The 23,989-nt window shown below is 64.1% G+C and carries 20 protein-coding genes; 12 read left to right on the forward strand and 8 right to left on the reverse strand.

The window, feature by feature from the left end:
• The first annotated feature begins 52 nt into the window (after positions 1-52).
• Complete coding sequence (locus tag MC381_RS15405; protein WP_251978644.1) at positions 53-841, forward strand: SDR family oxidoreductase; 789 nt, start codon at positions 53-55, stop codon at positions 839-841.
• A 131-nt stretch (positions 842-972) separates the two neighbouring features.
• Here MC381_RS15405 and MC381_RS15410 read toward each other — a convergent pair whose 3' ends face one another.
• The 3 genes from MC381_RS15410 to MC381_RS15420 all read right to left on the reverse strand — a co-directional run bounded on the left by MC381_RS15410 (position 973) and on the right by MC381_RS15420 (position 5,006).
• A complete protein-coding gene (locus MC381_RS15410; protein ID WP_251978645.1) occupies positions 973-2,772 on the reverse strand; it encodes an IlvD/Edd family dehydratase in 1,800 nt (599 codons plus the stop codon).
• 68 nt (positions 2,773-2,840) lie between these two features.
• Complete coding sequence (araD1, locus tag MC381_RS15415; protein WP_251978646.1) at positions 2,841-3,833, reverse strand: AraD1 family protein; 993 nt, start codon at positions 3,831-3,833, stop codon at positions 2,841-2,843.
• 138 nt (positions 3,834-3,971) lie between these two features.
• Positions 3,972-5,006: a TRAP transporter substrate-binding protein gene (locus tag MC381_RS15420; protein WP_251978647.1), complete on the reverse strand. Its 1,035-nt coding sequence runs from the start codon at positions 5,004-5,006 to the stop codon at positions 3,972-3,974.
• A 496-nt stretch (positions 5,007-5,502) separates the two neighbouring features.
• Between MC381_RS15420 and MC381_RS15425 the strand changes: the two genes are divergently transcribed.
• From MC381_RS15425 to MC381_RS15445, 5 genes are all read left to right on the forward strand, one after another.
• The gene (locus tag MC381_RS15425; protein WP_251978648.1) at positions 5,503-6,480 is read left to right on the forward strand and encodes a tripartite tricarboxylate transporter substrate binding protein; all 978 of its coding nucleotides are present in this window, start codon (positions 5,503-5,505) and stop codon (positions 6,478-6,480) included.
• A 26-nt stretch (positions 6,481-6,506) separates the two neighbouring features.
• Positions 6,507-6,986, forward strand: coding sequence for a tripartite tricarboxylate transporter TctB family protein (locus MC381_RS15430; RefSeq protein ID WP_251978649.1), 480 nt, complete (start codon positions 6,507-6,509; stop codon positions 6,984-6,986).
• A 6-nt stretch (positions 6,987-6,992) separates the two neighbouring features.
• A complete protein-coding gene (locus tag MC381_RS15435; RefSeq protein ID WP_251978650.1) occupies positions 6,993-8,510 on the forward strand; it encodes a tripartite tricarboxylate transporter permease in 1,518 nt (505 codons plus the stop codon).
• Positions 8,507-9,562 (forward strand): Ldh family oxidoreductase, encoded by a 1,056-nt coding sequence (locus MC381_RS15440; RefSeq protein WP_251978651.1) that lies wholly within the window; start codon positions 8,507-8,509, stop codon positions 9,560-9,562. The genes MC381_RS15435 and MC381_RS15440 overlap by 4 nt, the downstream gene beginning before the upstream one ends.
• 116 nt (positions 9,563-9,678) lie before the next feature.
• A complete protein-coding gene (locus MC381_RS15445; protein WP_251978652.1) occupies positions 9,679-10,854 on the forward strand; it encodes a fumarylacetoacetate hydrolase family protein in 1,176 nt (391 codons plus the stop codon).
• Positions 10,855-10,916: 62 nt separating this feature from the next.
• Here the strand turns inward: MC381_RS15445 and MC381_RS15450 are convergent, their stop codons facing one another.
• Positions 10,917-11,846 (reverse strand): LysR substrate-binding domain-containing protein, encoded by a 930-nt coding sequence (locus MC381_RS15450; RefSeq protein ID WP_264297450.1) that lies wholly within the window; start codon positions 11,844-11,846, stop codon positions 10,917-10,919.
• Positions 11,847-12,100: 254 nt separating this feature from the next.
• Here MC381_RS15450 and MC381_RS15455 point away from each other — a divergent pair, with 254 nt between their 5' ends.
• From MC381_RS15455 to MC381_RS15475, 5 genes are all read left to right on the forward strand, one after another.
• Positions 12,101-13,420: an L-fuconate dehydratase gene (locus MC381_RS15455; protein WP_251978654.1), complete on the forward strand. Its 1,320-nt coding sequence runs from the start codon at positions 12,101-12,103 to the stop codon at positions 13,418-13,420.
• Between the two features lie 113 nt (positions 13,421-13,533).
• Positions 13,534-14,619 carry a TRAP transporter substrate-binding protein gene (locus MC381_RS15460; protein ID WP_251978655.1) on the forward strand — a complete coding sequence of 362 codons (1,086 nt, stop codon included), beginning with the start codon at positions 13,534-13,536 and terminating at the stop codon, positions 14,617-14,619.
• 88 nt (positions 14,620-14,707) lie between these two features.
• Positions 14,708-15,196, forward strand: coding sequence for a TRAP transporter small permease (locus tag MC381_RS15465; RefSeq protein ID WP_251978656.1), 489 nt, complete (start codon positions 14,708-14,710; stop codon positions 15,194-15,196).
• Positions 15,193-16,449: a TRAP transporter large permease gene (locus MC381_RS15470; RefSeq protein WP_251978657.1), complete on the forward strand. Its 1,257-nt coding sequence runs from the start codon at positions 15,193-15,195 to the stop codon at positions 16,447-16,449. The genes MC381_RS15465 and MC381_RS15470 overlap by 4 nt, the downstream gene beginning before the upstream one ends.
• 30 nt (positions 16,450-16,479) lie before the next feature.
• The gene (locus tag MC381_RS15475; RefSeq protein WP_251978658.1) at positions 16,480-17,907 is read left to right on the forward strand and encodes an FAD-binding oxidoreductase; all 1,428 of its coding nucleotides are present in this window, start codon (positions 16,480-16,482) and stop codon (positions 17,905-17,907) included.
• Positions 17,908-17,974: 67 nt separating this feature from the next.
• Here MC381_RS15475 and MC381_RS15480 read toward each other — a convergent pair whose 3' ends face one another.
• Positions 17,975-18,955 carry a GntR family transcriptional regulator gene (locus MC381_RS15480; RefSeq protein ID WP_251978659.1) on the reverse strand — a complete coding sequence of 327 codons (981 nt, stop codon included), beginning with the start codon at positions 18,953-18,955 and terminating at the stop codon, positions 17,975-17,977.
• Positions 18,956-19,180: 225 nt separating this feature from the next.
• The gene (locus MC381_RS15485) at positions 19,181-20,896 is read right to left on the reverse strand and encodes a DEAD/DEAH box helicase (protein WP_251978660.1); all 1,716 of its coding nucleotides are present in this window, start codon (positions 20,894-20,896) and stop codon (positions 19,181-19,183) included.
• A 434-nt stretch (positions 20,897-21,330) separates the two neighbouring features.
• On the opposite strand from MC381_RS15485, the gene MC381_RS15490 reads away from it, so the two are divergent.
• Positions 21,331-21,780, forward strand: coding sequence for a YaiI/YqxD family protein (locus tag MC381_RS15490; protein WP_251978661.1), 450 nt, complete (start codon positions 21,331-21,333; stop codon positions 21,778-21,780).
• On the opposite strand, the gene MC381_RS15495 is transcribed toward MC381_RS15490, so the two are convergent.
• Both MC381_RS15495 and MC381_RS15500 read right to left on the reverse strand, forming a co-directional pair.
• Positions 21,763-22,791, reverse strand: coding sequence for a glutathione S-transferase family protein (locus MC381_RS15495; RefSeq protein WP_251978662.1), 1,029 nt, complete (start codon positions 22,789-22,791; stop codon positions 21,763-21,765). The genes MC381_RS15490 and MC381_RS15495 overlap by 18 nt on opposite strands.
• A 97-nt stretch (positions 22,792-22,888) precedes the next feature.
• Positions 22,889-23,821: a LysR family transcriptional regulator gene (locus tag MC381_RS15500; RefSeq protein ID WP_251978663.1), complete on the reverse strand. Its 933-nt coding sequence runs from the start codon at positions 23,819-23,821 to the stop codon at positions 22,889-22,891.
• Positions 23,822-23,989: the final 168 nt, after the last annotated feature.

The raw sequence follows: 23,989 nt of genomic DNA on the forward strand, positions 1-23,989 counted from the left end.
GGCGACACGAATATCGACCAAGGCGATACGAACATCCACCAAGGAGAGCGTCATGGATCTGGGAATTCGCGGCCGCTGGGCCGTCGTCTGCGCGGCCAGCCAAGGCCTGGGCAAGGGATGCGCAATAGCGCTGGCGCAAGAGGGCGTCAACCTGGTCATCAACTCGCGGCGGGCCGAGTCCCTGGACGCCGTCGCCACCGAGCTGCGTGAGTTGAATACCGGGATCGAGGTTCGTACGGTGGCCGGTGATATCGGCGACCCCGTGGTGCAGAAAGCGGTGCTGGCCGCAGCGCCGCAGGTCGATATTCTCGTCAACAACAACGGCGGGCCACCGCCGGGCGATTTTCGCGACTGGTCACGCGAGCACTGGATCGCCGCCGTGGACGGCAATATGCTCACGCCGATCGCCCTGATTCAGGCCTGCGTCGACGGCATGGCCGAACGCGGCTTCGGCCGCATCGTCAATATCACTTCTTCCGCCGTCAAGGCACCGATCGACGTGCTCGGGCTCTCCAACGGCGCCCGCAGCGGGCTGACCGGCTTCGTCGCCGGCACTGCCCGCCAGTCGAGCCTGGCCAGCCGCAACGTCACCCTCAACAATCTGCTGCCAGGTAGCTTCGATACCCAACGCCTGCGCGGCAATATCGAACGGGCGGCCAGCCAGCGCGGGCTAGACGCCGACGATTTGGCTCAAGCCCGTGCGGCGGCGATACCCGCCGGCCGCTTCGGCACATCCGAAGAGTTCGGGGCCTTCTGCGCCTTTCTCTGCAGCCAGCAGGCCGGCTACCTGACCGGACAGAACGTGCTGCTTGATGGGGGCGCCTACCCGGGGACTTTTTAGGACGCCCAAAGCCGCGTTTAGGACGCCCGAAGCCACGGCGCTGTCTATACCAGGGCGTCCGAAACTACGCCGTTATGCTGTCCCAGGCGCCTGATGCCGCCCTTGGGCTTTGGTGACGGCGTTCTCGTGGCTCAGTGATTGTCCCGCGGCAGATCCCAGGCGATGGCACGGTACTTGGTCGCCGGCGCCAGCGTCATGCCGCGGTCCAGCTGTTCGACCATCAAGCGCTGAATCTCCTGCCACGGTGTCTGGTGATCGCGGTAGGGATAGCCCCCGTTGGCTTCGAGCTTGGCGCGTCTTGCCGCCAGTTCCTCGTCATCGATCAGCAGTTTGGCTTCGCCGCGTTTGAGATCGATACGAAGACGATCGCCGGTCTCGAGCAGCGCCAGTGTGCCGCCGGTTGCTGCTTCCGGCGAGGCGTTGAGGATCGACGGCGAACCGGAAGTGCCCGACTGACGCCCGTCACCCAGACACGGCAGTGACTCGATGCCGCGTTTGAGCAGCGCCTCCGGCGGCTGCATATTGACCACTTCCGCCCCGCCCGGATGCCCCACCGGCCCGGCGCCACGCATGACCAGAATCGTGTTCTCGTCGATCTCGAGCGCTGGATCGTCGATGCGAGCGTGGTAATCCTCCGAACCATCGAACACGGCAACCTTGCCTTCGAACGCCTCCGGATCATCCGGATTGGAGAGATAGCGACGTCGGAAATCCTCCGAGATCACGCTGGTCTTCATCAGCGCTGAATCGAACAGGTTACCCTTCAGGTTGAGAAAACCCGCCGACTCGACCAGCGGGTCGGCATAGCGGCGAATGACGTCGTCATCCTGGGTTTCCCGGCCAAAGCAGTTGTCCTGCAGCGAGCGTCCGTTGACGGTCAGCGCATCGCCGTGAAGTCGTCCGGCCGCCAGCAGTTCATGGACCACTGCCGGGACACCGCCGGCACGGAAAAACTCCTCGCCGAGATAGGCACCCGCCGGCATCACGTTGGCCAGCAGCGGAATGTCGTGGCCAAGGCGCTGCCAGTCGTCGTTGGTGAGTTCGATGCCGGCGTGGCGCGCGATCGCATTGATATGCACCGGCGCATTGCTCGAGCCACCCAGGGCGGAGCAGACGACGACCGCGTTCTCGAACGCTTCCCGGGTCAAAATGCGGCTCGGACGAATATCTTCCCAGACCATCTCGACGATGCGCGCACCGGTGGCGTAGGCGACCATCGGTCGCTCCTTGTAGGGCGCCGGAATCATCGCCGAGCCGGGCAGGCTCATGCCCAATGCTTCGGCCATCGAATTCATCGTCGAGGCCGTGCCCATGGTGTTGCAGTGCCCCACCGAGGGCGCCGAATCGGCGATCCGTGCCAGGAAGGTGGGGTAGTCGATCTCGCCGGTGGCCAGGCGCTTGCGCAGCTCCCAGACGATAGTGCCGGAGCCGACCCGCTCCTTGCCGCGCCAACCGTTGAGCATCGGCCCGCCGGAGAGCACGATCGCGGGAATATCCGCCGTCGCGGCGGCCATCAGACACGCCGGTGTGGTCTTGTCGCAGCCGGTGGTCAACACGACGCCGTCGAGCGGATAGCCGTGCAGCACCTCGACCAGGCCCAGATAGGCCAGATTGCGATCCAGTGCGGCCGTCGGCCGGCGCACGTTCTCGTGGATCGGGTGCAGCGGAAATTCGAAAGGCACGCCACCGGCGGCACGAATCCCCGCCTTGGTCCGTTCGACCAGGTCGAGGTGATGCCGGTTGCACGGCGTCAGATCCGAGCCGGACTGGGCGATACCGATGATCGGCTTGCCGGAAGAGAGCTCCTCTAGCGTGATGCCGTAGTTCATGTAGCGCTCGAGGCAGAGCGCCGTGGTGCCGGCATGCTCGGGATTGTCGAACCACCAGCGCGAGCGCAGGCGCTCGGGCGTGACGCGGGGATGATCGCTCATGATGCGCTTCCGGATTGCTTTCACGTGTCGTCGTCGAATACGGGGGCCAGATGGGCGACAGCGCCGCTCTAGAGCGCCGTGGCCGCCGAATAGCCGAAGTCCGACTCGCTCCCCAGCGGGTTGCGCAGCGGCCGCCCCAACGCTGGCAGGTCGATCTCGTAGCGGTCGCCCGGTTCGACGACGATCTTGTCGGCGAAACTCAGGGTGGCGGTGCCGAAGAAATGGACGTGCACATCACCGGGGCGACGAAAGTTGCGGTACTTGAAGTGGTGATGCTCGAGGTTCGCCAGGCTATGTGCCATGTTGGCCTCGCCGGTCAGGAACGGCTTCTCCCACAACGTACGGCCATCGCGCACGATTCGACTGGTACCTTCGAGGTTCGCGGGCAGCTCGCCGACGAACAGTTCCGGCCCGAAGCTGCAGGCGCGCAGTTTGGAGTGCGCCAGCCACAGGTAGTTGAAGCGTTCGGTAACGTGGTCGGAAAACTCGTTGCCGATCGCGTAACCGACCCGCCACGGCGTGCCGTCTCCGCCGATCACGTAGAGCCCGGCCAGCTCCGGCTCTTCGCCGGCGTCCTGCGCAAAGGTTGGAGACGGGATCTCGGTTTCCGGCGCGACCACGCAGTCGCCGTCCCCCTTGTAGAACCATTCCGGCTGTGGCCCGACCTCGCCCGCCTTCGGCTTGCCGGCTTCCACGCCCATGCGGAACATGCGCATCGAATCGGTCAACTCGCTCTCGTCGATCTTGTCGGTGGCATGCATGGCAGATCGCGTATCGGCGCTGCCGAGGTGCGTCAGCCCGGTGCCGGTGACCAGACAGTGCGCGGGATCGGGATGCGTCATCGGCGGTAGCAGGCGGCGTTCTTCGACGAGCTGCGCGTAATCGAGACGCGTCTCGGTCAGCGCCGCCTCGACAACGGCCGTTAACGATGTGCCCTCGGCGATGGCACGTCTGGCCAGGCCATAGACGCCCTCGTCGCCTTCGACGACCTGGACTTCGGTATCGCTCACGACACGGGCGACGGTCAGCCTGTCGTCGTTCAGGCATTGAATCAGGCGCATGCCTCTCTCCTTTCTCTGTATCGGGTTTTCACTGCGATTTTGTGAGCCAATTCGGCACCGAGCGGTTCGAGTGCCGGTGCCGCTGGCCGGATCTCCAGTACGGTTCACGCTCGCCCGACCTGAGGCCGGGCGCCTCGATCATTCGCCGGCGTCCAGCAGGCCGCGCGATTGCAGAAACGCGACCGCGGAGTCGTAGACCTGCTGCGTCTGGGCGTTGCGACCGGCCCACTCCTGCCACTCCTGACGCGCCGCTTCACGGAAGCGCTTGCGCTCCTCGGGCGAGAGGTCGATCGGATGCACGTCCGGGTCTGCCTGCAGCTTGGCCAAGGTCTCGAGATCCTGGACCTTCAGACGCGCCACCAGGTCGTAAGCCATGGCATCGAAGCCGGTCTCGAGGATGCTCTTGAGATCTTCCGGCAGGCCGTCCCAGATCTGCTTGTTGAGCGAGATCGCGATCATCGGCATCGAATGGAAGCCGGGATAGAGCGGATACGGGGCGAAGGCGTGCAGGCCCATGGCATCGTTGTTGGAAAGCACGGTGGAGTCGGCCGCGTCGATCACGCCCTTTTCCAGCGCGGTATAGACTTCCGAGCCCGGCAGGTTGACCGGGGAGGCACCCAGCCGTTCGAAGATGTTGTAGACCATGCCCTGCGGCGCGCGGATCTTGAGCCCCTGAAAGTCCTCCATCGAGTCGATCTCGCGCGTCGAGGGAATCGACTCCAGCGGGAACGTCCCGGCGGCGATCAGGTGGGCACCGTAGGGTTCGGTGATCTCGTTGTAGATCGCCTCCCCACCGCCCTGATTCATGTACTCGAGAAAGTCGTAGGGATCACTCCAGGCACCAACGAGATTGCCCATCATGCCGTAGGCAGGATTCTGGCCCGAAAAGTAGCTCGGATCGGTCATATGTCCCTGCAGGATGCCGGATGAAACCGCCTGCAGCGTTTCCGTGGGGCCGACGACGGCATTGATCGGCAGCAGCTCGATCGAGACACGCCCGCCAGTCATGGTCTCGATACGTTCGAGCCACGCCTGCTTGATCTTGAAGCTCGGCTCGCCCGAGGTCTCGGACGCCTGAAAGGTCCATTCGTACTCGGCAGCCTGTGCACTGAGCGTGGCTAGCATCAGTGCGCAGGCTGCCGTCGCGGCGGCGATTCCGGTCGTGCGTGTCATGGCGTTCATCCCCCACCTCTCGCTAGGAATATCGTTGTAAAAGTTCGCTACCGGTATCGATCGCTCGGCGCGTTATCGTCCGCTCGCGTATCGAAACGGGCCAAGGGCACGACCTGGCGGCGCGATCACCGGCAGCGCGCTCCATTAAACGCCATCACCTATGTTGAACATATGACCAATAAGTACAACATAGACTTTTGGCGCAAATACGTGCTTCGAGAAGCGGCGTAGGCTGACAAAGAAGACGTGGTCGGAAATCGCGAAATTTAAGGCAAGCGAAACCTGAAGTTGCTGATATCGATGATATTAACCGTCATTAATTTGCGGTTTAAACCATCATATTTCGCGCCATTAATCGCGAAAATCCAGCACAGACTAGACCAATGTCTAGACAATACGAATATTGCACTCAATGGTCATAAAACATAGCTTCAGGGAGCGGAAGCAAGACAAGAAAAGCCGGATCGCACCCGACTCATTGCTCTGGAGATACGCCATGACGTTTTCGATACCACGCCGACATCTCGCCGGTCTGCTGGGCCTGACACTGCTGTTGCCGCTACCGGCGCTGGCCGACTATCCGGAAAAACCGATCACGCTGATCGTGCCCTGGGCAGCCGGCGGCGGCACCGATGCCACGGCTCGCACCATCGCCGCAGCCCTGGAGGAAGAGCTGGGCCAAACCGTCAACGTGGTCAACCGCACCGGTGGTAGCGGCGTGGTGGGTCATACCGCGATGGCGATGGCCAAGCCGGACGGTTACACGCTTGGCCTGATCACGGGCGAGATCAACATGATGCACTGGCAGGGGCTGACCCAGCTGACCTACGAGGACTACACCCCGATCGCCCAGATCAACTACGACTACGCGGGCATACAGGTGGCCGCCGATGGCCCGTTCAGTTCGGTCGAGTCGCTGGTCGAGCAGATTCGCGAAGAGCCGGCGGGCACCTACAACGCTTCCGGCACCGGCCAGGGCGGCGTCTGGCACCTGGCGTTTGCCGGCTTCCTGCTCGATCAGGGCATGGAACCGCAGCGCGTGTCGTGGATTCCGAGCCAGGGCGCGGCGCCAGCCATGACCGAGATGGCCGCGGGCAGCATCGATATCGTGCCGAGTTCGGTACCCGAAGGTCGCTCGATGATCGATGCCGGCAAGGTGCAGAGTCTGGCCATCATGGCCCCGGATCGGCTCGACAGCTTTCCCGACGTGCCCACGCTGAATGAAGCGATCGGCAGCGACTACACCATCGGCGAATGGCGTGGCATCGCCGGTCCGAAAGGGATGGACCCGGCCATCGTCGAAACGCTGGAAAGCGCCATCGAAGCGGCCTACGAGAGCGATACCTATCAGGACTTCATGTCCCGGCAGGGCTTTGGCACCGAATGGCGCGGCGCCGAGGCTTTCGGCACCTTCATGGCCGAGCAGGATGAGCGCTTCGGCGAGATCGTCGACCAGGTCGGTCTGGCCAAGTAACGCCAGGCACCGACAGGAGAAACCCGATGAGAGATTTCCTGCTCGGGCTGGCATTCGTGATCGGCGGCGGCGTGGTGATTGCCGTCGCCCGCACCTACCCCACGATGCCCACCTTGCAGTTCGGCCCTTCACTGTTTCCGTCATTGATCGGCGCCGGCATGGTGCTGGGCGGCGCGATACTGGCCCTGACGAGGCTGGCATCGGTGAAAACGGCCTGGCGTAGCGCTGGCGGTGCCCTCTCGGCCTACGACTATCGCGGCCTGGCGATCTCACTGGTGCCCTGTGCGCTGATCGTCTTCTACATTCTGGCCAGCGATACCCTCGGCGCACCGCTCTGCATGGCGCTCGGCATGCTGCTGCTGATGCTGATCCGCGGGGCGAAACTGTGGCTGGCACTACTGGTATCGATCGTCATCGCCGTCGTGATCTATCTGCTGTTCTCGCGCTACCTGCTGATTCCCCTGCCGGAAGGCACCCTCCTTCCCCCAAGCCTCCTTGCCTGGTGATTGCCCATGGAACCGTTTCTGCAGGGTCTGGGGATGGTCTTCAATGCCCAGACCTTACTGGTCATCCTCGCTGCCGCCGTGTTCGGCCTCTTTGTCGGCGCCATCCCGGGGCTGACCGCCACCATGGCGGTCGCCCTGCTGGTACCGATCACCTTCTACATGGATTCGACGCCAGCGATCGCAGCGATCGTCGCCACTTCGGCGATGGCGATCTTCGCCGGTGATATCCCCGGCACCTATCTCAATATTCCCGGTACGCCAGCCTCCGCCGCGTATGTCGGCGAGTCACACCGCCTGGCACAACTTGGCCGCGCCCGGGAAACGCTGGGCACCAACCTGATCTGTTCGGTGATCGGCGGCCTCTTCGGCACCCTCGTGCTGGTGCTGGTCTCGCCATCGCTGGCCGAGATCGCGCTCAATTTCAGCTCGTTCGAGTACTTTTGGCTGGCCCTGCTGGGGCTCAGCAGCTCGATCTTCATCGCCATCGGTTCGCGCCTCAAGGCCTTCCTGTCGTTGACCGTCGGCCTGCTGCTGTCGACCGTGGGGCTGGACATGATGAGCGGCGCCCCGCGCTTCACCTTCGGCATCCCTGATCTGATGGCCGGCATCAATTTCATTCCGGTAATGATCGGCATGTTCGCGCTCAACGAAATCATGATGTTCTACGGCACGAAGAACGAGTCGCGCCAGGTGCCGGTCACGGCCCGCGACAGCGTTTTCGCCAGCGTACCCGGCCACCTGCGCCACTATTGGCGCAACGTGCTGCGTGGCAGTTCGCTGGGCACACTGATCGGTGCCCTGCCTGGTGCCGGCGCGGACATCGCCGCCTGGATCGCCTATGCCCTGGGCAAGAGCCGTTCGAAACACAAGGAGAAGTACGGCAGCGGCCACATCGAGGGCATCGTCGATGCCAGCTCGGCCAACAATTCCGGTATCAGCGGCGCCTGGGTGCCGGCGCTGGTGTTCGGGATTCCGGGCGACACCATCACTGCCATCGTGATCGGCGTGCTGTACATGAAGGGCATGAATCCGGGACCGACGATCTTCATGGAGGGCGGCGGTCAGGTCTATGCCCTGTTCACGGTCTTCTTCGTCGCCAACCTCATCATGCTGCCGCTCGGCTATCTGGCAATCCGCGCCTCGAAGGTCTTCATCCTCACCCCGCGCAAGATGCTGATGCCGGTGATCCTGAGCTTCTGCATCGTCGGCGCGTTCGCGATCAACAACTCGGTCACCGATATCTGGATCATGCTGGTCATCGGCCTGGTCGCGTTCGTGCTCGCCCGCAACGACTTCCCGATGGCACCGGCCATCCTCGGCCTGGTGCTCGGCGGTACGCTGGAGAACAGCTTCATGAGCTCGATGCTCAAGTCGAACGGTGACCTGCTCGCCTTCTTCGAGCGCCCGATCAGCGCCGCGCTGGGCGCGCTGGTCATCCTGATCTGGTTCCTGCCATTGCTGCTGCGGCTGATGCGTCGCCTGCGCGGTCGGCCCGCCCCCCAACAGACACCGAGGTCCCCATGACACACTTTGATGCCGCCACGCTACGCGAGACATTGACGACGCTCTTTACCGAGAACGGCGCCACGCCCACGGTTGCCGAGACCACGGCCCGCATCCTGGTCGAGGGCGACCTGCTCGGCCACCATACCCACGGCGTCAAACTCGCCAACGGCTATCTCAAGGACCTGCGCGCGGGCCATGCCAAGGGCGACGACGCGCTCCTCGAGATTCACCGCAACAGCCCGGTGGCGGCGCTGTTCGACGGCCACTATCTGCTGGGGCCCTACGTGGTGCAGCGGGCGTTGGATCACGGTCGCGAGGCCGCCAAGCACTATGGCATCGGCATGGTCTGCGTGAAGCGCTCGCATCATATCGCCTGCCTGGCCGCCTATCTGCAGCCGCTGGTCGACGCCAACCTGGTGCCGATGATCCTGAGTTCCGACCCGGCGGTCGCCTCGGTAGCCCCGTTCGGCGGCCTGGACCGCGTCTATACACCCAACCCCCTGGCGATCGGTATTCCCGGTCGCGAACAGCCGCAGCTGATCGACGTCAGCATGTCGACCCTTACCAATGGCACGGTCGGCAAGGCCCATGCCGCCGGCGACAAACTCGCGCATCCGGCGATTCTCTCCGGTACGGGCGACGTTAGCGATGATCCGGCCGATTACTTCGCCGAGCCGCCGGGCAGCATTCTGCCACTGGGCGGACTGGCCTTCGGCCACAAGGGGTTTGCGCTGGGCCTGATGGTGGAGGCGCTGACGTCGGCGCTGTCGGGCTTTGGTCGCAAGGATGCCCCTGAGGGATGGGGCGCATCGGTCATGGTGATGGTGATCGACCCGGCCAAGTTTGGCGGCACCGAGGCGTTCCTCGACGAGACCGATTTTGTCGCCCGGCGATGCCTGGATGCCAAGCCGCGAGATCCGGCACGGCCGGTACGCCTGCCCGGCCAGTCGGGCTTGAAGCGCCGCGACGACGCGCTCGCCAGCGGACTCGCGCTGCCGGATGACGTGGTCGCGAGCCTGCAAGAGGCCCTCGCCGGCTCCTCGCTGGCCGGCAAGACGCCCTTCGGCTAGCCCCCTTTCGATCGAGACCTTTCCCTGAATCTCGAATCGAGTGAACCGCATACCGCGTCGTCATGCTCTCGGCAGCCTGCCGACGCTCTTTTTCCTTCCTTCGGAGTTCGTTGTCCATGACGCCAACCGATGATCTCGATTGCCTACCCGTCGACGCCGCGCGAGCCCTGCTCGTCGGCAGAGTCTGGCTAGCCCGCGAAGGCCAGGCTCCCGGCCCCGCGGTTGTCGCCCTGCGGGGTCATGCGCTGGTCGACCTGTCGGCGCAGGTGGCCACCATGGCCGACCTGCTGGAACGCCCGGACGCCGCCTGGCTGGTGCAGGAGGCCCCCGCGCCGGAAATCGGTAGCCTTGAGGCCGTACTGGCCAACGGCCGACAGACGGCGCCGGTCGCGCCCTTCCTGCTCGCCCCTTGCGATGTCCAGGCGATTAAGGCGTGTGGCGTGACCTTCGCCGTCAGCCTGCTCGAGCGGGTGATCGAGGAGCAGGCCGGCGGTGACCCGCACCGCGCACAGACCCTGCGGGAGGAGATTCAGACCCTGATCGGCGGCGACCTGTCGCGCATCCAGCCCGGTTCGTCGGAGGCCATGGCGCTCAAGGCGGAGCTACAGGCGCGTGGTGGCTGGTCGCAGTACATGGAAGTGGGCATCGGCCCCGACGCCGAGGTGTTCTCCAAGGCGCAGCCGCTCTCGGCGGTCGGCCACGGTGCCCGCGTCGGCCTGCACCCGGCCTCCCAATGGAACAATCCGGAGCCGGAAATCGTGCTCGCCGTGGACGCCGCCGGCCAGGCTCGCGGGGCCACGCTAGGCAATGACGTCAATCTGCGCGATATCGAGGGCCGTAGCGCCCTCCTGCTGGGCAAGGCCAAGGACAACAATGCCTCCTGCGCGATCGGTCCCTTCATCCGCCTGTTCGACGACGACTTCAGCCTTGACGACGTGCGCACGGCCAAGGTCTCGATGCGTATCGAGGGCGCCGACGACGGTTTTATACTCGAGGGCGAAAGTGACATGCGCGAGATCAGCCGCGATCCGCTCGACCTGGTCTCCCAGACCTGGGGCGCGCACCATCAGTACCCGGACGGCTTCATGCTGTTTCTCGGCACGATGTTCTCGCCGATTCAGGATCGCGATGGCGAGGGCCAAGGCTTCACCCACCACATCGATGACCGGGTCAGTATCAGCACGCCACGACTCGGCCGCCTGACCAACGTGGTCGACCGCAGCGACCGCCTGCCGCCCTGGACCTTCGGCATTCGCGCGCTTATCGAACATCTCGCACGGCGCCCTACCTGAAAGACACTCCCCGACACCGGCGGTGTGAGTCCGCCGGGTCGCCCTTCCGACCGATCCGACGCTCAAGACTCGCTGTGCAGCAAACGCTCAATGAATGCCTGGACCTGCTCCGAGGATTCTTCGTGCTTGCGCGTGAGCACGCCGTAATAGCCGAGCGGTTCGCCGATCGTCAGCGGTAGTGCCGTGAACTTGCCCGCCGACACGGCCGTTTTCAGCACCGACGTCGGCAGCAGCGCGATGGCATCGGAAGCACTCACCATCTGCAGCGTGGTCTGTGTGGAGGTGGTCTCCACCACATTGCGTGGCGACGGTACGCCGGCCTCAGCCAGCGCCACCTCGAAGAGCCCGCGCATCGGGCTTCTCATCGGATGCAGAACCCACGGCCAGCGTATCACCTCGCCCAGCCCCGGCACCGCGTCGCACAGCGGATGCCCGACCCTGACGACGACCGAGACCGGCTCCGCCTGCAGCGGCAGAAAGTGAAACAGATGTCGCTGCGCCGGATCGGTAAACCGCCCGATCACCACATCAAGCTGCTTGTATTCCAGATCGGCCAGCAGCCGGTCGCTTGAGTTCTCCACCAGGCTAACGGCCAGATGCGGCCGCTGAGCCTTGATGGCGGTAATGGCCCACGGCAGCAGCAGCGGCGCGGCGCCGGGTACGGCACCGATTGCCAACTTGCCGTAACCGCCCTCGCGCAGCGAGACCAGGTCATCGATCAGCCGATCCGTGTCGTTGAGAATGCTGCGCGCATAGCGCACCAGCAGTCGCCCGGCATCGGTGGTTTCCATCCGCCGTGGCAAGCGGCGAAACAGCGTCATGCCAAAGAATGTCTCGATGTCCTTGAGCATCTTGCTGGCGGCGGGCTGACTCATGTTCATGTGCCGCGAGGTGCTATGCAGGTTGCGACTTTCGTCCAGCATGACCAACAAGACGAGATGCTTGATTCGTAGCCAGCTTTTGACATGAACTCGACTTTCGTTGGAGATCATTTCCCTGAAATCACCACGCAAAATAGGCCTTTGGTCAAAAACAATAACCCCAGGTTAGTCAGGGTGCAAAAAAAACGATTGGCCCTGAATGCGGCGATCTCATTAGCCTGTGTGGCAGGAAAAAACTGCTTATCCTCGAAATAAAATCACGGCCTATTACTAAAGTTTTATCTCCGAAACAGGCCGAATTTCGGGAAATAAAGAGTGTTTCTCCAACTGACATTCTCGCCCATTGCCACAAGGACCCGGCCAGCATGCCCAGGATCGCCCACATCGAGGTTCGCGACATTCGCTTTCCCACCTCGCGTCAGCTCGATGGCTCCGACGCCATGAACGCCGCACCGGACTACTCGGCAACCTACGTCATCCTGCACACCGACGCTGGCGACGCGCTCAGCGGGCATGGTCTGACCTTCACCATCGGGCGCGGCAACGACCTCTGCGTGGCCGCCGTCGAGGCGCTGGGTCAGCGCCTCGAGGGGCGCGAGCTTGACGAGATCACCGCCGACATGGGGTGCTTCTGGCGCGACCTGACCAGCGGTGACAGTCAGTTGCGCTGGCTGGGGCCGGAAAAAGGCGTCATCCATCTGGCCAGTGCCGCGCTCGTCAACGCTGTCTGGGACCTGTGGGCCAAGCAGGAAGGAAAACCGCTCTGGCAGCTGCTTGCCGACATGACACCGGAGGCATTGGTGCGCTGTCTCGATTTCCGCTTCGTGACCGACGCGCTGACGCCGGAAGAGGCCATCGGCCTGCTGAAGCGTCGGCAGGACGGCAAGGCCGAGCGCGAGGCGTGGCTGCGCGAGCACGGCTACCCGGGATACACCACGTCCGCCGGATGGCTCGGCTACTCCGAAGCGAAAATGCGTGATCTTTGCCGCGAGTCTCTGGCCCAGGGCTGGGAGCAGTTCAAGCAGAAGGTCGGCGGCGATATCGAGGAGGACCGACGCCGGGCGCGCATCCTGCGCGAGGAGATCGGCGAATCGCGCGTGCTGATGATGGACGCCAACCAGATGTGGGACGTCGACGAAGCGGTCGCCAACATGCGCCGTCTCGCCGAGTTCAACCCGTACTGGATCGAGGAGCCGACCAGCCCCGATGACATTCTCGGCCACGCCGAGATCCGTCATCGTCTCGGCCCGATCCGCGTCGCCACCGGCGAACACTGCCATAACCGCATCATGTTCAAGCAGCTGTTTCAGGCGGAGGCACTGGATGTCTGTCAGCTCGACGCTGCGCGGCTCGGCGGGCTCAACGAAGTCATTGTCGTGCTGCTGCTCGCCGCCAAGCACGACATCCCCGTGTGTCCGCACGGCGGCGGGGTCGGACTCTGCGAGTACACGCAGCATATCTCGATGTTCGACTACATCGCGGTGTCCGGCTCGCTCGAGGGACGTGTCCTCGAGTACGTCGACCACCTGCACGAACACTTCGTCGACCCGGTGCGCATCCAACGCGGCCGTTATCAGTTGCCGGAGGCGCCCGGCTACAGCGCCACCATGAAACCGGCATCGCTGGCGGCACATCAGTTCCCCGACGGTAGTGCCTGGCGCGACCCGTCGGACAAACCGTCATGACGTGACGCGCCCGGAGCCACCTTTCCACACCCACGCCACGCCTTACGCCTGCAACGCCACTCACACGAACGACGTCACTGCCGCCCACCGCGCCAAACGTCCTGGAGCCGAAGATGAAGACAGTTCCTACGCAATCCCGTGCCCTGCCGCTGTGCCGTTCCGTCGCCTCGTTGCTCACGGCCGCGGCACTCGGGCTGGGTAGCCTCACCGCCCAGGCGGCAACGGAGATGCCGCCGTTCCCTGATGTGACCGGCGATGTCGTCCAGGGTGACGGCAGCGACTACAGCCTGAAGTTCAACATTGGCCTGACACAGTCCAGCGCCCAGTATCGCGGTCTCGAGTATTTCAAGCAGATCGTCGAGCAGCGCAGCGACGGCCATATCAACGTCCAGATGTTCCATAGCGCCCAGCTCGGCGACGATCTGCAATCGGTCAGCGCGCTACAGGCGGGAACGCTGGAGATGACCTCGCCCTCCACCTCGCCGATGGTCAGCATGTTTCCGCAGTTCGCGGTCTTCGATCTGCCGTTCCTGTTTCCCGAGCCGGAGGTCGCCGATGAGGTGCTGGATGGCGAGATCGGGCAGCGCATGCTGGAAGAAGCCTCCACGCAAGGGTTGGTGGCCATCGGCTGGTCGGAGAATGGCTACCGACAGCTGACCAACAGCAACCGTCCGGTGACTCAACCGTCCGATCTCGAGGGCCTGAAGATCCGGACCATGCAGAACCCGATCCATCTCGATATCTGGCGTACGCTCGGCGCCAACCCGACGCCGATGTCTTTTGCCGAGCTGTTCACGGCGCTGGAGCAGCACGTGGTCGACGGCCAGGAGAACCCCTGGATCACGATCCAGTCTTCCAAGTTCAACGAGGTGCAGCAGTACGCCACCGAAACCAATCACGTCTACACACCGTTTATCACCCTGGTTTCCGAACGCTTCTGGAATCGTCTGCCGGAATCCTACCAGCAGCTCCTGCGCGAGGCGGCAACCCAGATGGGCGAGTACGAACGCCACGTCAGCCGCTCCCTCAATGATCAGATCAAGGCGGATCTCGCCAGCGAGGGCATGGAAGTGACCGAGCTGACGCCGGAACAGGTGCAGGTGTTCCAGGAGACGCTGGAGCCGGTCTACGACAACTGGCGCGACAAGATCGGCGGCGAGCTGATCGACAGCATTCGTAACGCCGTCCAGACCGAGTAAGCGCCCCAGGGCTGCCGTCGTGGAGGCCGTCAATCCTTGGCGGCCTCCTGCCGTCGGGCCCCGCCACTGTTATCGCCAGGAGATCGCCATGAACGTGACGCCATCTACCCCGCGCGGGCTGCTGGGTTGGTTGAAGCTGACGCTGGAGATCGCCGTCGGGCTACTCGTCCTCGGCGTGGTCTTCTGCGTCACGGCCAACGTCTTCGGCCGCTACGTGCTGAACTATTCGTACACCTGGGCCGAGGAGCTCTCCCGCGTGCTCTTTATCTGGCTGGTCTTGCTGGGCGCCGGCGTCGGCAGTCTCGGCAACGAGCACGTCGCGGTCACCTTCTTCCGCGACAAGGCGCCCACGCGCCTCAAGCAGCTGGCGTCGCTGCTGGCCATCGCCATCATCTACCTCGTCTGCGTCTGCATCCTGCTGGGTTTCCGCGATCTGATCTCGGGGTACACCAGCGCCACCCCCATGCTCGGCATTCCCCAGACCTGGCTCTACAGCGCCATGCCGGTCATGGCCGGGCTCACCCTGATCGCCAACACGATCGCGCTCGTCGGCCTGCTGCGAGGTAAGACATCATGATTCTATCGAGCATCCTGATCGGCCTGGCGATTTGCATCGTGATCGGCCTGCCGATCTCGTTCGGGCTGGGCGCCATCACCCTGTTCATCTTCTTCGAGGCCGACTATGCGCTGTCGCCGATCGTCGCCCAGGCGGTCAATGGCCTCGACTCCTTCCCGCTGCTGGCGATTCCACTCTTTATCCTGGTCGGCGAAGTCATGAGCGAAGGCGGAATCGCCACCCGGCTGGTGAGACTGGCCAGCGCACTCGTCGGCTTCGTCGCCGGTGGGCTGGGGCAGGTGGCCGTACTGACCTCGATGTTCTTCGGCGGGATCAGCGGCTCCGCGGTCGCCGATGCCTCGGCCGTCGGCAGCATGATGATCGAACCGATGAAGCAGCACCGCTACTCTGGCCCGTTAGCCACGGCGATCGTGGTCGCCGCGTCGGTGGTCGGCATCATCATTCCACCTTCGATCCCGATGATCCTGTTCGGCGTGGTCACCGGCACCTCGATCTCGGAGCTGTTCCTGGCCGGCATCGTGCCCGGCATCCTGATCACGCTCGGCCTGGCCGTGACGACCTACGTGCAGTCGCGACAGAACGGGCGCGGGCAGCCGTTCTCCATGCAGGAGCTCGCCAGCGCCCTCAAGGATGCTGCGCTGGCGCTGTTGCTGCCGGTGATCATTGTCGGCGGCATTCTGTCGGGCGTGTTCACCCCTACCGAGAGCGCGGCCATTGCGCTGGTCTACGCCGTCGTGGTCTCTTTCGTGGTCTATCGCAGCCTGTCGCTCAAGCGCTTCTTCGAGCTGTGCATCAACACCGGCAAGCTCACCGGGGTCGTCATGCTGCTGCTGGCCTTCGCCAGCGTGCTGGCCTGGCTGCTGACCGCCAATATGATTCCTCAGCAGCTGGTGGTCAGTCTGTCCGCGGTAACCGACGACAAGCTCCTGCTGCTGCTGTTGCTGTCGGCGTTCCTGCTGGTGGTCGGCTTCTTCATGGACCTGACGCCGGCCATGGTGATTCTGGCGCCGCTAATGACGCCCGTGGTCGTCAAGCTGGGCATCGACCCGGTCTATTTCGGTGTCCTGATGTCGTTCATTCTCGGTATCGGCCTGATCACGCCGCCCGTCGGCACAGTGCTCTACGTCGGCTGCGGCGTCGGCAAGGTCGGCATGGAACAGCTGGTCAAGAGCCTGCTGCCCTTCTACTTCACGCTGGTCGGCCTGCTGGCCCTGTTTCTGATCTTTCCGCAGCTCGTGCTGTGGTTTCGCTGACACACCGGCGCCATGAAGAAGAGAGATCCCATGCCTTCAACCGCGAAGATACTCGATGACCTCGCCCCCCTGCTCGACAAGGGCGGTCTGATCACCACCGCCGACGACATGGAGCGCTATCGGGTCGACTGGCCCGGCCATCGCGGCGCCTTGCCGCTTGCCGTGGCGCGCCCGGCAACCACGCAACAGGTCGCCGACGTGGTCGGCTACTGCCACCGCCATGACGTGCCCCTGGTGCCGCAAGGCGGACACAGCGGCCTGGTCGGCGGCGCCCTACCGGACGCCGACACGCCCGAACTGGTGCTGAGCCTGGAACGCCTGGCGTCGATCCGCGACATCGACCCGATCAACTTCTCGATCAGCGTGGACGCCGGCTGCGTGCTGCAGACGGTCAAGGATGCCGCTGCCGAGGCGGATTGCGATTTCCCCCTGTCGCTTGGCGCCCAGGGGAGCTGCCAGATCGGCGGCAACGTCGCGACCAATGCCGGCGGCCTCAACGTGCTGCGCTACGGCATGATGCGCCAACTGGTATTGGGACTGGAGGTCGTGCTGCCGGACGGGCGCCTCTACAACGGCATGAAGACGCTGCACAAGAACAACGCCGGCTATGACCTCAAGCAGCTATTCATCGGCGCTGAAGGCACGCTCGGCATCGTGACCGGCGCCGTGCTGAAGCTCTTCCCGCGCGCACGCGAGACCCGCAGTGCCCTGCTGGCCTGCCCCGACGTGGAGGCCGTTCTGGGCCTCTATGCGCTCGCGCGCCGCGCCTGCTGCGACCTGCTCACCGCCTTCGAGCTGGTGCCACGCGCCTGCCTGGAGCTGGCGCTGGAAGCCGCGCCGGATCTCCGCGACCCGTTGGATGCGCCTTCGCCGGTCTACGTGCTCATGGAGGTCGCCGCCAGCGGCCCGGTCGACCTTGATGCCATGATCGAAAGTCTGTTCGAGCAGGGCATGGAAGCCAATCTGCTGAGCGACGGTGTCCTGGCCGGCAGTGTCGTGCAAGCCGAACGCCTATGGCGGATTCGCGAAGCCATGCTGGAGGGCCAACGCAATCGAGGCGAACATCTGCGCACCGATGTCGCGCTACCGATTTCGGCGCTAAGCGCGTTTCACGCCCGTGCCAGCGAAGCGATCGGGACCATGTCGCCGGAGGCCACCATCATCGCCTACGGTCACATCGGCGACGGCAACCTGCACTTCAATATTCTCCCGCCGGCGAATCTGACCCCCGACCGCTGCACGGCGCTGCTCCACACGCTGGAGGAGAGACTGTTCGAGATCGTCACCGAGTTCGATGGCAGCATCAGCGCCGAGCACGGCATCGGCCGCTTCAAGCAGGCGGCTTTTCTGGAGCGCCTATCGGAACCGGAGTTCGAGCTGATGCACGGCCTCAAGCATCTGCTCGACCCCCGCGGCCTGCTGTCACCGGGTCGCATCCTGCCACCGTCCGCGAAGTGACGCCCGCCCGCGAAGTGACGAACCGCCCCGACGAGACAGCCGGGGCAGCCGCGAGTCCCGGGCGTCATCACCGACGATCGAGCCAGCGAAGATAGCCCGGCACATCGATTTGGCCGTCGTCGCGAAAGTTGGCGAGACGCGCCTGCACCAGCGATTCGGAGTCGTGAATATGATGGAAGAGCGCCTCGCTGGCCTGGCGCCCCTGGCGTGACAGCATCGCCTCGAAGACACGCCGGTGGGCAGCAAAGAAGGGATCGTCCGAGGGTAACGCCACGACGCCGCCGAGCAGGTGCTTGCTGATCAGCAGGATCGGGCGAGTACGCTGCAGCATGATCAGGATCTCCGGGTTGCCGCCCAACTCGAGCGCCTCGTGATGCAGATCGTTCTCGAGCGCATCGAGCTGACTGGCCTCCACCGCCGGATAGCGTGCCCAGGCATCGTCGAGCCGCGCGATATAGCGCTGGATCTCGCCGTCGCTGGCCCGCTCGCTGGCCCGCGCAATCATGTACGGCTCCAGTTGACGCCGCGCATCGTAGAGCTGGTGTAGCCGATCGGCATCGAGCGGCACGACGTTCCAGCTCGAATACTTGATCTTCTCCACTACGCCGAGCGATTGTAGCTGTAGCAGGATGCGGTGCGTCATGGTTCGGCTGACATCAAGCGTCTTCGCTAGCTGCAGTTCGTTGAGCTCGAGCCGCCCCTTCATCGAACAGAGCACGATATCGTGCTCGACCTGCTCGGCCAGCGCGCGCCAGGACTCGGTGCGCCTGACCGAGGCCCGGCCGCCGGCAGCGCGAAAGTCCGCCGCGCTCAACGAACGACGCACGATCTCTCGCGGCGCCTGCCCTACCAGAAAGCCGCGGCCCTCGAAGCGGCTGATCGCCCCCTCCTCGTGGAGCCGACTGAGCGTCTGGCGCACCGGCGAACGGCTCATGCCGAAGATCTCGGCGATATTGCCCTCCAGCAGCACCAGCCCAGGCTCGAGATGGCCACTGGCCATGCTCCGCAACAGCGCGTCGTACAACTGATCCTTCAGCGTTTTGGCCATGGCATCACCGCTTCGCTTGTCCAGAGACCGAATCCGGCAACTGCCACGATTCAGCGATAACGATTATTGCATACAAAGGTCGCGCAGACTGCCCGACGATGGGCCAAGGGTCGATGATTCACGAGGACGCCGGGCAACAGCCAGACGGTAGATAGCCGATACCCGCCAAAAAAAAGCCGCCCACATAAGGTGGGCGGCTCTGGCGGTCAGCGACGTGCAGCGAGATCAGGCGCGCGAACGGCGCGCCGGCGCATCGCCGTCGTTGCGACGCCGGGGAGCGCGCTCGGGCGCGCCCTGATCTTCAGAGATCTCCAGCGGACGGCCGCCGACGCGGGCGCGGGACATCTTCGCCAGAATCGAGGACGGCAGGCCGCTCGGCAGCTCGACCACGGAGAAGGCGTTGCGGATATCGATACGGCCGATACGCGCCCCTTCGATGCCACCTTCATTGGCCAATGCACCGACCAGCTGGCCCGGCTTGACGCCATCCTTGTGGCCGACCGAAACGCGATAGCGGGTCATGCCTTCGCGCGGGGCGCTGTCGCGGCGGCGCGGGGCGCGCTCGCGGTTCCCTTCACGACCGCCGTCGCGACCGTTGTCGCGACGCGACGGGCCGCTGGTGATACGACCGATGCTCGGCTCTCCGGCACGCGCCAGCGTCGCCAGCGCGGCAGCCAGATCGACCGGATCGTGGCCTTCCTCGACCAGTTTCTCGATCAGCTCGCGCTGCTGATCGGCACCGGCTTCGAGCATCTGGCGCAGGCGAGCGCTGAAACGGTCGTCGCGATGACGGCGAATCGCGGACTCGTCCGGCAGTGGCATTTCCGTCATCGGCTGGCCAGTGGCCTGCTCGACCCAGCGCACCTTGCGCGTCTCGCGGCCACCGGCGAACGTGATGGCCGTGCCATCGCGACCGGCACGGCCGGTACGCCCGATACGGTGGATATACGCCTCGGAATCCTGCGGCAGATCGTAGTTGACCACGTGAGTAATCCGCGGCACATCGAGACCACGAGCCGCAACGTCGGTCGCCACCAGCACGTCCACCTTGCCACGCTTGAGACGCGTCACGGTGCGCTCGCGCAGGCTCTGGTCGAGATCGCCCGACAGACCGGCGGCGTTGATGCCGCGTGCGGTGAGCTGCTCGACCAGCGTGGTGCAGGCGGCACGCGTCCGCACGAAGACGATCGCCGCATCGACGGGCTCGACTTCGAGAATGCGCGCCAGGGCTTCCAGCTTGCTCGGCCCTTCGACACGCACGACGCGCTGTTCGATGTTTTCGCCGGTGCTGACCTTGGATTCGATCGCGACCTTGACGGGGTCCACCAGGTAGCGATTGACGATGCGCTCGATCTCGGTCGGCAGCGTGGCAGAGAAGAACACGCGCTGAGAGCCTTCCGGAGTCTCCGAGACGACGCGCTTGACGTCGTCGATGAAGCCCATGCGCAGCATCTCGTCGGCTTCGTCCAGCACCAGGGCGGAGAGACCGTCCAGCTTGAGGCTGCCGCGATCCAGGTGGTCGATGATACGGCCGGGCGTACCGACGACCACCTGCGCGCCACGCTTGAGCGCAGTCAGCTGTTCACGATAGTCCTGGCCGCCGCAGAGCGTGGCGATATCCAGACCCTTGAGGTTCTGGCCATACTTGGAGAAGGAGACCGCGACCTGCTGTGCCAGTTCGCGGGTCGGTGCCAGCACGAGCACCTGGGGTTGGCGACGATCGAGATCGACGCGAGAAAGCAGCGGCAGAGCGAATGCCGCGGTCTTGCCGGTACCGGTCTGGGCCTGGCCGAGAACATCGCGGCCGTCGAGCAGCGCGGGGATGGTCTGCGCCTGAATCGGTGAAGGAGTTTCGTAGCCCAGCTTGTCGAGAGCGGACAGGACTTCCGGCAATAGCGCCAGATCGCCAAAGCTTGGCGTCGTAACGTCAGTCGAGGTCATTTCACACCTTGGAGTGGCCGGTGGGCACCGGCGAAAATGTCATGGCATCGGCGGCGAATGGCCTGCTCGATACCGGTCGCACCTGGCGTTGCCTATCGCGTCACGGCCAATGTGCGTGGCGTCGACGGCATATGTGGCGACCTTACATGCGCCCGATCGCGGAAAATGGCGAGGGCGCTCCATCGTTGCATCCGGACGCGAACAATCGGCTTGCGCCGCGCGTCATTCAAGAGATACGTCCGATGAGGCATCGACTCACGGGTCGATGGCGCGATTGGCAGACATATCGGCTGGATGGTGGGGTCAACACATGCGAGGAAGCGCAACTATACCATTGGCGCAGCGATCTCACCACTGTAAACGTAAAATTCCGACGCGTGCCGCTGGCGCCGCCAGCGCGTAGACTGGCGCTCCCCAGGATACGAGAGATCGTCATGCCCACGCTCTGGATCGATGCCGACGCCTGCCCCCGCGCGGCCCGAGAAATCATCATACGCGCCGCCGAGCGCACCGAGACCCCCACCTGCATGGTCGCCAATCATGCCTTGCCCCTGCCGCCCTCTCGCTGGGTCAAGTCACGCACCGTCGCTCACGGCTTCGACGCGGCCGACAGCGCGATTGTCGATGCGGTGGCAGCGGGGGACCTGGTCGTCACCAGCGACCTCCCGCTGGCACAGGCGGTGATCGAGCGTGGCGCCGAGGTGATGACCACTCGCGGGGAGGCCCTGACGACCGACAACGTTCGCGCCCGCGTGCAGATGCGCGACTTCATGGAGACCCTGCGCGCGAGCGGCGAGCACACCGGTGGCCCCAACGCCTACGACGAAGGTGATCGCCGCGAGTTCGCCAACGCTCTGGATCGCTGGCTACGCCGTCACGCCTGAACTCGACGCGGCTGCGTCGCGAATGCCGCGACCCGGCAGGCGCTCGCGATCGTGCGGGGCGTCCAGCGCCATCTCCGGCCCCAGCGGCACGATGCGCGTCGGATTGACGGTCGGATGGCTGTAATAGTAGTGGCGCTTGATATGGTCGAGGTTGACCGTCTCGGCAATGCCCGGCCACTGGTAGAGTTCGCGCAGGTAGTTCGACAGCTGGGGATAGTCGGCAATGCGCTGCCGGTTGCACTTGAAATGCCCATGATAGACAGGATCGAAGCGAACCAGCGTGGTGAACAGCCGGATATCGGCCTCGGTCAACCACTCGCCCGCGAGGTATCGCTGCTCCGCCAGGCGGGCCTCAAGGCGATCCAGGCAGGCAAATAGCGCCTGGAAATGCTTCTCGTAGACGGCCTGCTCGGTCGCGAAGCCGGTCTTGTAGACCCCGTTGTTGACGTTGTCGTAGACATCGGCATTGACGGCATCGATTGTCTCGCGCAGGTCCGCCGGATAGAAATCCAGATGATTGCCGGTCAAGCCATCGAAGGCGCCGTTGAACATCCGCAGGAGCTCGGCCGATTCGTTGTTGACGATGCATCGCGCCTGCTTGTCCCACAGCGCCGGTACCGTCACGCGGCCGGTATAGTGCGGGTCGGTCAGCGTATAGAGCTGGTGATGAAATTCGACATGGTTGATCGCATCACCGCTCGAGCCCTCGTCGACACGATAGGACCACCCGCGCTCCAGCATCAGCGGGCTGGTATGCGACACCCCGATCAGCGACTCAAGCCCTTTCAGCTTGCGAAAAATCAATGCGCGATGCGCCCAAGGGCACGCCAAAGAGACGTAAAGGTGAAAGCGCCCGGCTGCTGCCGCGATGCCGGCCTGGCCCTCAGGCCCCGGTTCGCCGCCCGGCGTCACCCAGTCGCGCAGCTTCGCCGACTCCCGCACGAATTCGCCGCCATGGCTGGCCGTGTCGTACCACTGGTCGCGCCACTCTCCGTCGACAAGCAATCCCATGTTCGATGTCCTTTTTACTGATCCGTCGATAGCTACTGATCCGTCGATAGCCACAGGATAAGCGTTGTGTCTCGAATATCGAGCGCAATGAATTGGCTCATTCATTCGGGAAACTCGACGCCGGGATCGCCGCCGTCTGTCGCTGGCAGCATCGAGCCACGCTGTCGGCCAGGGTTTCGGCCAGCGCCAGCGTCGCGGGTCCAGCGCCATCGATATCGCGGTGAATGATCTGCAGCGACTCATGGCGCACGGCGCCAACCCGCAGAGGCAAAGGCTTGAGACGTCCCAGCGCCAGCGACGTGCGAATGCGATTTTCCGGCACCCAGGCAAAACCGAGGCCGCGTTCCAGCATGTCGATCGAGGTCGATAGATGACTCAGCGTCCAGCGCTGCTCAGCCTTGAGCCAACCGACATCGACCCGATAACCGACCGCCGAATCCCGGATCACCAATTGGCGGTACTGCTCCAGATCGCGCAGATCCAGATCGCGCTCGAGCTGCTGCAGCGGATGATCGGGATGCGCCACGGCCACGAAGGGCACGTCCACCAGCGGCTGACCGAGGAATCCCTCGGCGCTGAAACCCGAGATAATCAGATCGGCGCGCGCCTGATACAACATTTCGACAGCGCCATTGAGCACGGTCTCGTGCAGTTGCACCCGCACATGCGGAAAGGTTTCCGAAAAACGGGTCAAGGCATCCGCCAGGGCATCTCCGGGAAATATCTGATCCACGGCCAGCACCACTTCTGCCTCCAGACCACCGGCCAGTCGATCCGCCACGTCCTCCAGCATCGCCGCGTTCTCGATCAACTGACGCGCCCGACGCAGCAACATATCTCCCGCTTCGGTCAGTACCACCTGACGACCGCGAGGTTCGAACAGCTGTACGCCGAGCTGCTCCTCGATCTTGTGAATCGCATGATTCAGCGTCGACGGGCTCTTGTGAATGATCTCTGCCGCCCTGGCAAATCCACCATGGTCGGCCACCGCGGCCAGCATCTGCCACTGCAGCAAGGTCACTTTGGGCACGTCTTGGCTCCTTTCGAAATGGCCACCGCCGTTCGATAACCGGGATAATACTGCCATGAAAAGTGGCTTTTCGACGCTTTGGTCTCGGCAACGCGACGTAAGCTCGGCAGGACCGTCGGCACAGATTGCGAGACCCGCGCGCGGCCCTGTTCGCGATCGACAGGGACA

The sequence above is a fragment of the Salinicola avicenniae genome (assembly GCF_023736115.1).
In the GTDB taxonomy this organism is placed as follows: domain Bacteria; phylum Pseudomonadota; class Gammaproteobacteria; order Pseudomonadales; family Halomonadaceae; genus Salinicola; species Salinicola avicenniae.

Bases quoted from the DNA above. Each gene is read 5' to 3' on its own strand.
- MC381_RS15405 (WP_251978644.1), top strand. From the start codon at position 53: ATGGATCTGGGAATTCGCGGCCGCTGGGCCGTCGTCTGCGCGGCCAGC.
- MC381_RS15410 (WP_251978645.1), bottom strand. From the start codon at position 2,772: ATGAGCGATCATCCCCGCGTCACGCCCGAGCGCCTGCGCTCGCGCTGG.
- araD1 (WP_251978646.1), bottom strand. From the start codon at position 3,833: ATGCGCCTGATTCAATGCCTGAACGACGACAGGCTGACCGTCGCCCGT.
- MC381_RS15420 (WP_251978647.1), bottom strand. From the start codon at position 5,006: ATGACACGCACGACCGGAATCGCCGCCGCGACGGCAGCCTGCGCACTG.
- MC381_RS15425 (WP_251978648.1), top strand. From the start codon at position 5,503: ATGACGTTTTCGATACCACGCCGACATCTCGCCGGTCTGCTGGGCCTG.
- MC381_RS15430 (WP_251978649.1), top strand. From the start codon at position 6,507: ATGAGAGATTTCCTGCTCGGGCTGGCATTCGTGATCGGCGGCGGCGTG.
- MC381_RS15435 (WP_251978650.1), top strand. From the start codon at position 6,993: ATGGAACCGTTTCTGCAGGGTCTGGGGATGGTCTTCAATGCCCAGACC.
- MC381_RS15440 (WP_251978651.1), top strand. From the start codon at position 8,507: ATGACACACTTTGATGCCGCCACGCTACGCGAGACATTGACGACGCTC.
- MC381_RS15445 (WP_251978652.1), top strand. From the start codon at position 9,679: ATGACGCCAACCGATGATCTCGATTGCCTACCCGTCGACGCCGCGCGA.
- MC381_RS15450 (WP_264297450.1), bottom strand. From the start codon at position 11,846: ATGATCTCCAACGAAAGTCGAGTTCATGTCAAAAGCTGGCTACGAATC.
- MC381_RS15455 (WP_251978654.1), top strand. From the start codon at position 12,101: ATGCCCAGGATCGCCCACATCGAGGTTCGCGACATTCGCTTTCCCACC.
- MC381_RS15460 (WP_251978655.1), top strand. From the start codon at position 13,534: ATGAAGACAGTTCCTACGCAATCCCGTGCCCTGCCGCTGTGCCGTTCC.
- MC381_RS15465 (WP_251978656.1), top strand. From the start codon at position 14,708: ATGAACGTGACGCCATCTACCCCGCGCGGGCTGCTGGGTTGGTTGAAG.
- MC381_RS15470 (WP_251978657.1), top strand. From the start codon at position 15,193: ATGATTCTATCGAGCATCCTGATCGGCCTGGCGATTTGCATCGTGATC.
- MC381_RS15475 (WP_251978658.1), top strand. From the start codon at position 16,480: ATGCCTTCAACCGCGAAGATACTCGATGACCTCGCCCCCCTGCTCGAC.
- MC381_RS15480 (WP_251978659.1), bottom strand. From the start codon at position 18,955: ATGGCCAAAACGCTGAAGGATCAGTTGTACGACGCGCTGTTGCGGAGC.
- MC381_RS15485 (WP_251978660.1), bottom strand. From the start codon at position 20,896: ATGACCTCGACTGACGTTACGACGCCAAGCTTTGGCGATCTGGCGCTA.
- MC381_RS15490 (WP_251978661.1), top strand. From the start codon at position 21,331: ATGCCCACGCTCTGGATCGATGCCGACGCCTGCCCCCGCGCGGCCCGA.
- MC381_RS15495 (WP_251978662.1), bottom strand. From the start codon at position 22,791: ATGGGATTGCTTGTCGACGGAGAGTGGCGCGACCAGTGGTACGACACG.